Origin of the sequence: Paenibacillus sp. EKM212P (assembly GCF_011066115.1) — a bacterium.
Lineage (GTDB): Bacteria > Bacillota > Bacilli > Paenibacillales > Paenibacillaceae > Paenibacillus > Paenibacillus polymyxa_B.
Map to the genome: position 1 here is coordinate 47,269 of NZ_JAAMNR010000010.1, position 13,540 is coordinate 60,808.

Here is a 13,540-nt window from a genome sequence, read left to right on the forward strand (position 1 = left end):
CTTGAGAAAATCAAGCACATTTTGTATAAGGCAGGAAATGTTTTTCTAAAGAAAGAACGGCTTTATGTTTGAATATAATCATGTGTTGGGCCTTAGGTAATGAACGATTTTTTGGACTAATCTCTAATACAAGTGGTGGCTATGCATTTTACCGGGATGCTCGCTTACGTCGCTTAACACGTTACCGGTACAACAATATTCCTGTCGATAACGGGGGGCGTTATTTTTATATTTATGATGAAGGGGATTATTGGACTCTGGGCTGGATGCCGGTCAAACGGGAGCTGGAGCAGTATGAATGCCGCCATGGACTTGGCTATACCTCAATTATGGGGGAACGCAGCGGTATTCGGGCCACGCAGCTGGCTTTTGTGCCCCTATCCTTTGACGGCGAGGTCCATCAGGTTAAGCTTCATTGCGCAGTTTGCGGATGAAGCTGATGTAGAACGAGCGTTGAGTGAGCTGCGAACCTATTGGAATAATTTGCTGTCCAAGTATACCCTTCAAAGCCACGACGACAAGCTGAACCGAGTGGTAAACATATGGAACCCTTATCAGTGTATGGTTACGTTCAATATGTCGCGTTCCGCTTCGTATTTTGAATCTGGTATCGGGCGTGGAATGGGCTTCCGGGATTCGAATCAGGACTTGCTCGGTTTCGTCCACTAAATACCGGAGCGGGCGCGGGAACGGATTATCGACATTGCCTCTACTCAATTTGAAAACGGGGGGGGGGGGCTTATCATCAGTACCAACCGTTAACCAAAAAAGGAAATCACGAGGTTGGCGGTGGCTTTAACGACGATCCGTTGTGGCTTATTGAGGGTTGAATAGCCGAATCCGTGTTCATCGCTGGATTATTTGTATATACGGGACCGGATTTTATTGAGCTTTGCAAGCGCAGAGGATTGGATGAGGAGGCGGCAACCGCTCAAGCATATGTGGATCGTATGCAAACAGCCACATTGGAGCATGGTTTTGACGGGGAATGGTTCTTACGTGCTTATGACCATTATGGAGACAAAATAGGGAGCAAGGATTGTGAAGAAGGTCAAATTTCATTGAACCTCAAGGTTTCTGTGTCATGGCAGGAATTGGTGTTGAAGAAGGTCTAGCTCAAAAAGCTCTCGATTCTACACGTAATCGGTTAGAAACTCCCTACGGCATCATGTTGCAAAATCCACCGTATTCTCGCTATTACATCAACCTGGGCGAAATCTCATCTTATCCTCCCGGTTATAAGGAAAATGCCGGTATTTTCTGTCACAATAACCCGTGGATTATGATGGCGGAAGCCGTAATAGGACGTGGGGACCGTGCTTTCGAGCTGTATAGCAAAATTGCACCCGCCTATCTGGAGGACATCAGCGACATTCACCGCACCGAGCCGTATGTGTACGCTCAAATGATTGCGGGCAAGGATGCTGTTCGTGAAGGCGAAGCCAAAAATTCCTGGCTGACGGGTACAGCGGCATGGAACTTTATAGCTATTACTCAATTCATTCTCGGTATTCAGCCTGAATGGGATGGTCTGCGTATTGATCCGTGCATTCCTACAGCCTGGGACGAATTCACAGTCACCCGTGTCTTCCGCGGTGATACCTACGTGATTCATATCACGAATCCACAGCATGTCTCCAAGGGTGTAGTTACAGTTACCTTAGATGGCACCGTCCTTACGATAATATTCTGCCGGTTGCAGGGGACGGGGCTATCCACCAAGTAAAAGTGTTGCTAGGCTAGCAAGTTCATGGCCTTCAAAAAAATTAGCTTCAACTTCATCACATAGTATCTTATAATACGAGAATGGCTAAAGATACATTAAGTGTGGTGACATCATGAACAAGACAAAACGGCTTACTCAAACCATGGATTACAAAACAAAGCAAGCCCGCTGGGTACGCAAAATGTTATTACTGTATTGGATGATTATAGCTGTACATTTTATCGTCCAGCTGGGCAGCTACTTATTTCTTGATTACCACGCTTCGCCTTATGAATTTTACGTCGGAACCCTTATTGTTCCCACGCTAATCATGAGTGGTTCCAACTTACTGGCAGAGTTGGCTCATTTTAAATTGAACAGGTATTCTTTTGCGATCCTGTTTATGGCAAGCACCGTCATTTGCTGGATGATTATTCGCCTAAATTATGATATCCGGATTATTCCTGCGCTATGTTTGTTGCCTATTTTCTCTTCTATTCTGTTCTTCAATCGTCGCTTAATATGGCTTTCCTTTGTATTGCAAGTGGTCGTCTTTTTTCTGTTGCTGGCAGCAGATGGATCATTCCGGAGCTATTTGTCAGACTTTGATATCGTGGCGATTCCAACCTTTTTGATTATGTCCACCTTTATTGCTCTCATTATTCAGGCCAGCGGCCGCGATTTGTTAGTGGATTTGTATAAAACAAAACGTGCCCAACAGGAATTAATGATCAGTAACGCGATTATCAGCAAAATGTCAATGACTGATGGTTTGACAAAGTTGTACAATCATTTGTCCTTTCAAAACTTTTATGAAAAAGCACTCGAATATGCCGAACAAGGCGCGATCATCCATCTGGCGTTAGTGGATATTGATAATTTCAAGAAGATCAATGATACTTACGGACACCAGTTCGGAGATAAAATTTTGGAAGGCATCTCGCAAATCATTACAGAGCAGATTACCGCAAATGACATCGCGGCTCGTTATGGCGGTGAGGAATTTGCTATTTTGATGTTCGAGCATACTTTCGAAGAAGCTTATCAGATCGTCGAAAACATCCGGCGTGAAGTGGAGAAAATGACCTTTCAGGAGAAATTGCAAATCGTTTCTGTAACCGTAAGCATTGGACTGAAAAGCTATACAGAGGAAATGAACAAAGATAAAGATGTATTTTTTCAGCAAGCAGATGACTATCTGTATCAAGCTAAGCGCTCCGGGAAAAACAAAATTGTTGCTCTTAATCATATCGCTTAATGTAAAAACACTTCATTTGATGGACTCCGGCATGAGCTTGCCGGAGTCTTTTGAATATAGAGCTTAAAATGTAATAGAGTTGACAATTCCATAAGTTGAAACTAAAATTGTTACATATGTATTAGTTATTTACTTACAATAAATAAGTTCGAAGGAGATGGTTTTTAAATGTCAACCCTCGTTATTGTCGTTCACCCTGATCTTGCGCAATCTCGCATTAACAAAAGATGGGTGCAAGAACTCAAGAAACAATCCGACGTGACCGTTCACAACCTGTATGAGGTATATCCAGATGAGCAAATCAATGTCGCCCAGGAGCAGGAACTGCTAGAGCAGCATGACCGTATCGTTCTGCAATTCCCTTTTTACTGGTACAGCACTCCTTCTCTGCTGAAAAAATGGCTGGATAAGGTTCTAACCTACGGCTGGGCTTATGGAAGCGAAGGTGGCAAGCTACAGGGCAAAGAGTTGTTGATCGCCTTGTCTGCTGCCAGCGTTGAGGAAAATTATCAACATGACGGACGGAACAGGTATACGATCGAAGAACTGTTGAGACCTCTGGAAGCTACAGGCCATATGATTGGTGTCAAATTGCTCCCTTATTTCGTACAATATGGTGCTGCAGTATTGACCGATGAGCAACTAGAACAATCCGCACAAAAATACGCCCAAACGGTTATTTCTTAATTTTTTACTAGAAAGCCCCTTGGACGGCGCCCGCCATACCTGCTTTACAGCAGACGGCAGCTCCAGCCAAGGGGCTTTACTGATCGATTTACATCGTAACCAAGGTACTGGTTACCTGTGCCATACTTTCTTTAATAATTTCGCAGCCCTTACGCAAGTTTTCCAAGCTTATCGTTAACGCTGGCATAATTTTAATTACCGTATCGTTACGCCCAGCACGTTCAATAATGAGTCCCCTACTAAAGCAGAGAGACGCTACCTCCTTGGCGAACACTTCTCCCAGATGAGACACATCAATCCCCCAGATCAATCCCATGCCACGAATTTCAATAAGAGGATCTATCGATTGGATATGTTCACGTAAGAACTGCTGAACAAAAGCCTCTTTTTCCTTCACTTGTGCTTCCAGCTCTACCGTATCTCTGAACTCCAGCGCAGCCTTTGCCCCGACGAAAGCAAGCTGATTTCCACGGAAGGTGCCGTTATGCTCACCCGGACTCCATATATCCAATTCTGGCTTCAGTAGCAACAGAGACATTGGCAATCCGTATCCACTGATCGATTTGGACAAAACAACCATATCAGGAACAATTCCCGCCCGCTCGAATGAGAAGAACGATCCAACCCGGCCGCAACCGACTTGAATATCGTCAACAATGAGCAAAATATCATGATCATCGCACAGCTGTCGCAAATCACGCAGCCATTCGGTCTCTGCAATATGAATACCGCCTTCAGCCTGTACCGTTTCCAAAATGATCGCGGCAGGCTTTTCCACACCCGAATGGGTGTCTGTTAAAAGCTGCTCCATATACAAAATGGTATCCATTCCGTTAAATGTGCTGTTATAAGGTATGAAGGTAACATTGTTCAGGGGGACCCCTGCGCTCTCTCGCATGGAGTTGTTGCTGGTAATAGATAAACTACCCAGCGACATCCCGTGGAACGCACCCATAAAAGCAAAAATACCATTTCTGTTTTTCACCTTGCGTGCAAGTTTCAGTGCTGCTTCCACTGCATTAGTTCCGGTCGGTCCGCAAAATTGCAGCTTATAATTCAAGCCCTTGGGCTGGAGAATACGCTCTGAAAAAGACTCCATAAACTCTTGCTTGGCCGTCGTGTACATATCCAGACCATGCATAATCCGATCGGAAGTTAAATAATCCAATATCCGGTTTTTCATAAAATCATTATTGTGCCCATAGTTCAAAGCCCCTGCACCGGCAAAAAAGTCAATGTAACCCTTGCCTGCCTCCGTGTACAGTACATCGTTTTTAGCTTTGTTGAAAACAACTGGAAAACTTCTGCAATAGGATCTTACATTGGACTCCAGCACTTCGAATGTGTTCATGATCTCTCGTCCTCCCGCTGACCTGATTTTAAAAAATACAAGCATGGAAAGCAAAAAAATGTAAATATGTAATCTAAAAGAGTAGACAGTCTGAATTCACAATGGGATATCCACACCAAAGAATCATAAGTATGATCGCAAGAACAATTAAAGTACGAAAATTAAATACAGAGATAGCACATTGAGAGTAAGTTAGTAGAAGATTAAATAGTGGGTTTTTCTAAGAGGCCTATCAGAGGATGTCAACTCCTATGTAATAAAATACCATAATTTTCATTTAAGTCAATGCATGTTTCTGAGGTGTTTTGTTAAATTTTTGTAATTTATTATCAACGGCTTGTAGTATATTGTTATAAGAAAACGAAAAATGTCGTATTATAGAAATAAATCTCAAAAATAGTACATTTCCATATCAAATAGATATACATCTGGACTATTTGTCCACAGGATTGCCACAACAAACCTGATCTTTTGACAGACTGTCCAAAGGAGTTTACTCTATCAACAGGACCTGCCAAAAACTTGTTGTAAACTATTGCAGCTATCCTAACTATTTGGCTCGAATTTGATAGAAAGATAAGGAAATATGATCATGTCTAATGTTTTAATTATTGAAGATGACAATATGCTGGGAGATACCCTTTCCTTGTATTTAACAGGAGAAGACTACAACGTTACTCGAGTGGAACAAGCGTCTGAGGGTATTGCTAGGCTTGAGATCGTACAGCCCGATATTATTTTGCTGGATCTGTTGCTTCCAGATTTGGATGGAATGAATCCCTGCCCACTGATACGCAAGCATACGGACGTGCCCATCATCGTGATTTCTACAGAAAACAACATATCAGAGCGCATTCGTACACTTACGTTGGGAGCAGATGATTATATTTGCAAGCCTTTTAGTATGCAAGAGCTAAAAGCACGGATAGAGGCTCTTTTCCGTCGTATTGAAATCACACGCTTGCAAGGAAGAGGCAGAGCACCTGAACCTGAAACGGGCATTACTTTGGATCTAGCGAAAAGAATGATTACCGTTAACGGACAGAATGTGGAGACAACATATTCAGAATTTGAGCTCATGAAGCTTTTTTATTTGAACCGGGGAATTGTATTCAGTAGGTATGCTTTGATTCAGGCTCTCCGTGGCACAGACTCCTTTATTAATGAGAGGGCTGTGGACGTACATATTAACCATTTACGCAGAAAAATCGAAAAAGACCCTAAGAAACCGCAATTGATTAAGACCATCTGGGGAATCGGCTACAAATTTATGCAATAATACGGTCAGCTCCAGGGAAGTGATAACTCGATTTGGTTAATATCCTTCTGAACCGCGCTCAGATGCTCTTTCCAGTCCGGATACAGTTCCCCTGTTGAGGTTTCATTACTGCGCTTCAATGCCTTTTCCAACTCTATTACCTTTGCCAGCAACTCAGGCGCGCACAGGTTCCCCGTTCCTCCCTTAAGCGAGTGGATTAATCGAAGAGCAGAAGATAACTGCCCATTGCCCATTTTTTTCAGAACTCTCTTATCAAGATGCTGGTATTCCTGAATCCATTTATAAAGGGCAAATTGAAAAATATACACCTTGCCATCCATAGCGGCTATCGCCTGCTCTGCGTGAATACCATGTAAATCTTGCAGCCACGCTAAATTAATCCAGCTAGTTAACACTCTAGCAGCGGTCAGCTCATGGATAGGCTTGAGAAGCACGGCATTAATACCGGCACGAAGACAAACTTCCTGTTCATGCTGCACAGCATCAGCGGTAAAAGCGATAATGGGAAGCCTGTTAAAAGCTTTGTTTCTCCGAATATGTCTCGCCGTCTCAAAACCATCCATCTCTGGCATATGCAGATCAAGCAACACCATATCCCAGTAACGCAGTTCCAGTAACGCTATTAGTTCTCTTCCGTTCGTGACCATCGTTACCTCAAAGTTACGCTCTGCTAAAAACTCGCTAATCACCACCTGGTTAATTTCGTTATCCTCTGCTATGAGAATTTGATACTTCTGTGTTGTATCCCCCATCTCATTGCGGGAACTCATGATCACATGAGTCTCCAGAGTATTACCATCTGCAGGCACTGACTGTTCCTTCTTCCAGCAGAGAACCTCCAGCAGAGCGTTCCGGGTAACGGGCTTGGACAAAAAGGCATCTATCCTATGATCCATGTCCCCATCAGCTATGGTTCCCATCTGAAACACGGTTGTAAGTCCAATGATCTGAGTTATCTGCCTATCCAGCATTTGAAGCCATTGCCTCCGGGAGTCCAGTTCTCTAAAACCTTCCATCCCCATATCAATGATAACAAAATCAAAATGCTCACCCTTTTGAAAAGCGTCCATACTTTCTTGGAAGGATGAAATAGTGAATGGTTTTAGCCCCAAATCTTGCAGTAATTCGTTCAAACTGTACCTCACCAGTTCATGCTGCGCAACAATTAAGGCTTTGCCTTTGATTTGTTTTTCTATTCGTGTGCTTCCCGCATTCAATTCCCCGGTATCCAACTCGACATTAAAGTAAAATTGACTGTACTCTCCTAATTGGCTTTTCACCTCTACTTTCCCCCCCATAGCTTCAGCCAAATGCTTGCTAATGGCCAAACCCAGCCCAGAGCCCCCATATCTGCGGCTGGTTGAGGTACTCGCCTGGATAAAAGGGACGAATAGCTTGTCCATACACGTCTCGGAAATTCCTATTCCCGTATCTTCTACCATAAAAGAAACGCCTACTCGTCCGCCCTGCTGACTGAGCATTTTCACCTGTAACAATACATGTCCCTGATCCGTAAACTTGATGGCGTTGGTCAGAAGATTTGAAAGCACCTGCTCCATTCGAAGCGGATCACCCTTAAACCTTTTCGGTAACGCCAGGTCCGTTATAAATACGATCTCTATTTCCTTATCTTCCAGCAAAGTTCCAACGGTATCTGCGAGATGCCGAAGCATTTTTTCCGGCTCAAATTCTACCTTTTCCAGTTCCAGACTGCCGGCTTCCATTTTGGAAAAATCCAATACGTTACTGAGCATGGATGAAAGGGTACGCGAGGAGGCAAGAAGCTTGTCGAGGTAATCTCTTTGAACGGCAGTCAGTTCAGTCTTATTCAATAGCTTTGACAGACCGATGATTCCATTCAGCGGGGTGCGGATTTCGTGACTCATATGAGCCAAAAAAATGCTTTTCGCATGGTTAGCCTCGTCCATCTCCATTCTCTTCTGCTCGGAGGCTTTATACTCTGTAATATCCAACACGTGACCGATAACATACCCAGTAATCCCGTCCTCCATAACCGGATGTAAGGTAATGAGAGCCGAATATTCCCAAAACTCCAATTCAAATACGGTTCGATCACCAAACCAAGCTTGCTTGTAGTATTGACTAAGCTGCTCCATCGTTTCAGAGGAAAGCTCCAATATGTCCCCGAGACGCTTCACATGCTCCCTTTTGTTGTAGTTGACTTGCAGATTCAGACCTACGCGCTCCAGCAATTCCCCTTCAAGCAGCCTATAATAAAATTCATTACCGCTTTTCTCCAGCCTGAAGGTAAAGCCAGGTTGAACCCGTAGTAAATTCAGCAGATCACGGTCTTTGTTTAACAAACGTTGTCCATATGTATACTTAGCGGTGGTTAAAGTGTGCACAAGCAGAATCATGAACATTAGACCAATCCCAAGCTCCAGTACGCAGGTCAGCAGTGTTTTATCGCTTATGCCAAAACATAAGAACAACATTCCCGCCACTCCATAAAATACACCTGTGATCGTCTGACGAACAAGTTGACGCTGAAAAACCAAAACAAACAATAATATCACGATAGCACATAGCATTAAATCTCGAACCAAGTGTTCGCCCCCCTTATAATCTTCCATGTTTTGTACAATAAATCGAAAATATAAAAAAACTCAGGACAGATTCCTTATGCCATAAGGCTTAAAGAACTGTCCCGAGCATTCATTGTACTATAGATTCCATAGGGTTCAAGCTCGTTTTAATATTTGAAACGACTGATCATCACCTTCAAATCAGTAGCCATGGTTGAAAGCAACTGTGCAGAAGCTGATATTTCCTCCATGGAAGCCAGCTGCTCTTGTGAGGAGGCGGCAACTTCCTCAGATGTGGCGGCATTACCGGTTGCAATCGTCGCCAGTTCGTTGGCTGTCGCTGCAATCTCTTGTACACTGGCTGATATTTGCTGTGCAATCGCAGCGACCTCCTCTACCTGAGGTGTTGTCTCTCGAATGCCTTCCATCGCATGACCCAACTTGACAATGGTTGCTTTGGAAATCTGCAGTCCATCCTGCACCTCAGTCGTAACCCTGTCCATCGTCTTCACTGTTGTTTCGGTTTCATGCTGAATTTCGGCAATCAAGGTGGCAATCTGTGTGGCGGATGTCTGAGACTGCTCTGCCAGCTTGCGCACCTCATCAGCAACGACGGCAAAGCCTTTTCCATGATCACCCGCTCTGGCTGCCTCAATAGCTGCATTCAAGGCCAGCAGGTTTGTCTGATTGGAGATATCGCCGATAACCTTCGTAATTTCACCGATTTCATGAGAGCGGGCTTGCAAGGTTTGAATCATCTGGTTGGAACGCTCTACTGATTGATGAATGGAATTCATTTGCTCACCTGTCTGCTCAACAGACTTTCGTCCTTCCTCGGCTTGCAAGGCAGATCGTTTGGCCAAATCGGCTACCGAAATCGAGCGTTCAGCGATTTGGGTGATTCCTTGTGCAATTTCATCGAGGGCCACCGAATTATTTTCCAGCCCTGTAGTCTGCTTCTCTGCACCACTGGCTATTTCTTGCACAGCCTGGGACACCTGCTCACTTGCAGCACTGGTTTGTTCCGCGCTTATTGTCAGTTCATTCGAAGAAATTGCGACATGATCTGCACTGTTCCCTACGTTCTGAATGACAGATCGCAAGTTATTCTGCATATTTTGAAAAGCCACTCCTAATTCTCCGATCTCGTCCTCGCTCTTTACTTGAATGTCCTGTGTCAGATCTCCGGCGCTCACATTTACCGCTTGTTCTTTTAACTTTAAAATCGGTTTGATGATGGAACGGATCAGGAAATAAACGATGATAATACCAATCACAAGACAACCGATGATGGTTAGTAAAGTGCTGATCAAAATCGGTCCTGCTGCCTCATCGACTTCAGACAAATATAGCGTTCCGCCTATCTTCCAGCCAGTTAGCTTGTTAGTCGCATAGTTCATATATTTGGGCTGTCCTTCATACTCATACTCGTATTCACCAGCATCGCTCTGAAACATGCGTGATTCAATATCTGTAATTTTGGTGCCCGCTTCCTTCGTCGGATGTACAATGTAAGTATGGTTGCTGTCCAGCAATATAGCATAACCCTCATGACCTACTTTAATATTGTTCAACGTCTCTTTAATACCACTTATTTTCAGGTCAATGCCAATAACACCCGATCCATCTAACGTTGCCTTGGACACCGTAACCGTCATTTGCTTCGAGCTTGCCGAAAGATAGGGAGAACTAATCGCTGTCTTTGCTTGCTCCTTTATCGCTTTATCGTACCAAGGTCTGACTCGTGGATCATAATTATCCGGTAATTGCTTCTGTGGATAGGTTGTAAATTTACCGTCCTTCGTACCATAAGAAATGGATTCTGCTTCAGGATGAAGTGCAGCATATTGCTTAAAAAACTCTTCCAGTTTGGCCGCTTGTTCCTCCGTCTCTACCCGATTGCCTTTTAGTCTTTCTGCAAAATATTCTGCGTCATGTACCTTGGGTTCAATAGTACTATCAATAATAAAATTAGTGCGGATGATAGCCTGCTCGGCACTTTCTTCAATCTGGTTTCGAATCTGCTGACTAGCGCTTATAAACGACAAAGCCCCCACGATCATGGACGGTAAAATCAGAAATGCAATAAAGGCGACCATTAGCTTCGTTTTAAAATTTTTGCTGAGCATCCTTGCGACTAACCACTTTTTCCCCGATAACTTCTTCATTAATAAACATCTCCATTTCATTACCTGGATTTCCTAACCTATGGCGAACCTCTTCGTCTTGCCGATGATGACAATCACCCGACAGACTCTCTTTCACATTTTTCACATCTGCTGCTAAAACGCTTGGACATAAAAGATATAAACACGCTAGTTAAATAGGTATATGTACTTATTTTCGAAAACAGCAAGGCTGGTCGGAACCGGTTCTTTGATATAATATACCTAAAAAATATTAAAAAAAATGCGTAGCATATGTTAAGAAAATATTAGTTTCATCTCACTATACCTACCTCTTAATATGAAAATAATCCCCTTGAGGGTAGCAAACATAGGGTCATTTTCGAAAATCACCTCATGCTTACTACCCCCGAGGGGATTAGGTTTGATCGCTTTATTCAGTTCAATCCAACAACACCTTCAGATCTTCAAGCCTGGTAACAGGTGCCTGACAGGTAAAATGCTCACACACATATACAGCTGGTTTGCCTTCCACAAGATTGTAATCACGGATATAGGAAACTGTCTCTGCAATCTCCGACTGTCCTTCATCCTTCAGAATAACGACCGTATTCGGCCTGAACCCCGCTCGAATCGCCTGAATGAACTGTACGGTCTGTGGATCGTCCCTATGAGCTACAATCACAATCTCTTTTGTCGTTCCTGTTGCATACAACAACGCGCTGAGCAAGGCTGAGCAGCCTGACGGGTAATGAGCAACCATGCCGCCAAAAGCCTTAAACTGCTTGGCTGCATAATTCTCCAATCGGGATTCACCCGTTAGCCGTGCAAGCCGCACAAAATTATGGGCCGCAATGCTGTTACCCGACGGAATCGCACCGTCATAGATTTCTTTAGGCTTGGCAATTAGCTGCTCACTATCTGACCCATAAAAGAATAATCCGTCCCGTTCCTCATCCCAGAATAAGTCGATCATATTTTGATTGAGCGTCAACGCCCGTTGCAGATACTCTATATCGAAGGTCGCCTGGTATAGCTCGATCAAGCCCCACACATAAAAAGCATAATCATCTACATAACCGGGATAAGCTGCTTCTCCGTCCCGATAACGTGCCAACAGCCGTCCGTTCTCCTGTCTCAAATGGTTCCACAAAAACGTCTCAGCTTTCTGAGCTTGCTCTGTATATCTCGTGTCTCCAAAAGCTTGTCCCGCCTTCGCCAGTGCAGCAATCATCAACCCGTTCCACGAGGTCAAAATCTTGTCATCCTTATGAGGATGAACCCGTTGCTCTCTGGCAGCAAACAGCTTGGCGCGTAGCTCACTAACCCGCTGCTCCAGTTCCTGCTCAGTCAAGTCATGTTTGATCCCATAGGCTTCCAGATTGATATCAATCAGGTTTGGAATGTTGTGGCCTTCAAAATTGCCGTAAGGTGTAATCCCATACAAATCGTTGAAAAAGGCGGCATCCTCATCGCCTAGTACAGCCCTTACCTCAGAGTCGTCCCAGACATAGAATCTCCCCTCTTCTCCTTCGGAATCCGCATCCTCCGCCGAATAAAAGGCACCCCCTGCATCCGTCATGTCTCTTGCGATATATGTAAAGATTTGTTCTGTAATCCGTCGGTACAGTTCCTTGCCTGTCACCTGCCAAGCCTCTGTATACGCGATGGCCAACAGAGCATTGTCATACAGCATTTTTTCAAAATGCGGCACCAACCATTTCTCGTCCACGGAGTATCGTGAGAACCCCATGCCTATATGGTCGTAGATTCCGCCCCGGGACATCGCATCCAGCGTCTTCTCTGCCATTTCCAGTGCCTGTTGATTCCCCGTATGCTGTGCATATCGCAGCAAAAAAGACAGGTTATGCGGAGAAGGAAACTTAGGAGCTTCCCCGAAGCCGCCATATTCCTTATCGAAGGTGTGGCTGTATTCATGGAAAGCTTTATTCAAACTCTGTTCATCCAGTTCACCGCGATAACCTGCAAGCAAGTCCTGCCGCTCATGCTCGGTAAGCACCTGCTCACTCAACTCCACCAGCTCTTCAGGCTGTTCTTTCCACCGAGTACCCACCTTGTCCAGCAGCTCTAACAGTCCGACACGGCCAAATTTCTGCTCCTTGGGCAAATACGTCCCCGCAAAAAAAGGCTTCTGATCCGGCGTCATCAATATCGTCAGTGGCCAGCCTCCATGCCCCGTCATCGTCTGGCAGATGGACATATAGATATGATCCACATCCGGACGTTCTTCACGATCCACCTTAATGGATACGTAATCCCTGTTTAATACCTTAGCCACTTCTTCATCCTCGAAAGATTCTCTCCCCATTACATGGCACCAATGGCAAGTGGAATAGCCAACAGATAGGAAAATAGGCTTGTTATCACGTTTAGCAATTTCAAAAGCCTCATCTGACCAAGGGAACCAATTTACCGGATTGTGAGCATGCTGTAGCAAATACGGTGATTTTTCCTTGGATAGTCTATTCGGTTTGCTGCTCGTTGTCATGGGACATCACCACTTCCGTTGTTGGATTTTATGCTTGGTACTATTTTACCCTAAATGGGTGGTAAAAGTCGGAAGAGAT

The 13,540-nt window shown here is 44.3% G+C and carries 7 protein-coding genes and 1 pseudogene; 4 read left to right on the plus strand and 4 right to left on the minus strand.

From position 1 onward, the window contains the following. Positions 1 to 92: 92 nt before the first annotated feature. From G9G54_RS22360 to G9G54_RS22370, 3 genes and pseudogenes are all read left to right on the plus strand, one after another. A pseudogene (locus G9G54_RS22360) lies at positions 93 to 1,743 on the plus strand (GH36-type glycosyl hydrolase domain-containing protein); the annotation flags it as partial. Between the two features lie 95 nt (positions 1,744 to 1,838). Then, positions 1,839 to 2,963 (plus strand): GGDEF domain-containing protein, encoded by a 1,125-nt coding sequence (locus G9G54_RS22365; RefSeq protein WP_165179663.1) that lies wholly within the window; start codon positions 1,839 to 1,841, stop codon positions 2,961 to 2,963. Positions 2,964 to 3,131: 168 nt separating this feature from the next. After that, a complete protein-coding gene (locus G9G54_RS22370; protein WP_165179664.1) occupies positions 3,132 to 3,650 on the plus strand; it encodes an NAD(P)H-dependent oxidoreductase in 519 nt (172 codons plus the stop codon). 88 nt (positions 3,651 to 3,738) lie between these two features. On the opposite strand, the gene ectB is transcribed toward G9G54_RS22370, so the two are convergent. Further along, entirely contained in the window at positions 3,739 to 5,001 is a 1,263-nt protein-coding gene (ectB, locus tag G9G54_RS22375; protein WP_069291890.1) for a diaminobutyrate--2-oxoglutarate transaminase, read from the minus strand. A gap of 592 nt (positions 5,002 to 5,593) precedes the next feature. Between ectB and G9G54_RS22380 the strand changes: the two genes are divergently transcribed. Next, positions 5,594 to 6,280, plus strand: coding sequence for a response regulator transcription factor (locus G9G54_RS22380; RefSeq protein ID WP_165179665.1), 687 nt, complete (start codon positions 5,594 to 5,596; stop codon positions 6,278 to 6,280). Between the two features lie 5 nt (positions 6,281 to 6,285). Here the strand turns inward: G9G54_RS22380 and G9G54_RS22385 are convergent, their stop codons facing one another. From G9G54_RS22385 to G9G54_RS22395, 3 genes are all read right to left on the minus strand, one after another. Then, the gene (locus tag G9G54_RS22385; RefSeq protein ID WP_165179666.1) at positions 6,286 to 8,847 is read right to left on the minus strand and encodes a response regulator; all 2,562 of its coding nucleotides are present in this window, start codon (positions 8,845 to 8,847) and stop codon (positions 6,286 to 6,288) included. Between the two features lie 146 nt (positions 8,848 to 8,993). After that, a complete protein-coding gene (locus G9G54_RS22390; protein ID WP_165179667.1) occupies positions 8,994 to 10,994 on the minus strand; it encodes a methyl-accepting chemotaxis protein in 2,001 nt (666 codons plus the stop codon). A 400-nt stretch (positions 10,995 to 11,394) separates the two neighbouring features. Beyond that, complete coding sequence (locus G9G54_RS22395) at positions 11,395 to 13,461, minus strand: thioredoxin domain-containing protein (RefSeq protein ID WP_165179668.1); 2,067 nt, start codon at positions 13,459 to 13,461, stop codon at positions 11,395 to 11,397. Positions 13,462 to 13,540: the final 79 nt, after the last annotated feature.

Bases quoted from the DNA above. Each gene is read 5' to 3' on its own strand.
- G9G54_RS22365 (WP_165179663.1), top strand. From the start codon at position 1,839: ATGAACAAGACAAAACGGCTTACTCAAACCATGGATTACAAAACAAAG.
- G9G54_RS22370 (WP_165179664.1), top strand. From the start codon at position 3,132: ATGTCAACCCTCGTTATTGTCGTTCACCCTGATCTTGCGCAATCTCGC.
- ectB (WP_069291890.1), bottom strand. From the start codon at position 5,001: ATGAACACATTCGAAGTGCTGGAGTCCAATGTAAGATCCTATTGCAGA.
- G9G54_RS22380 (WP_165179665.1), top strand. From the start codon at position 5,594: ATGTCTAATGTTTTAATTATTGAAGATGACAATATGCTGGGAGATACC.
- G9G54_RS22390 (WP_165179667.1), bottom strand. From the start codon at position 10,994: ATGAAGAAGTTATCGGGGAAAAAGTGGTTAGTCGCAAGGATGCTCAGC.
- G9G54_RS22395 (WP_165179668.1), bottom strand. From the start codon at position 13,461: ATGACAACGAGCAGCAAACCGAATAGACTATCCAAGGAAAAATCACCG.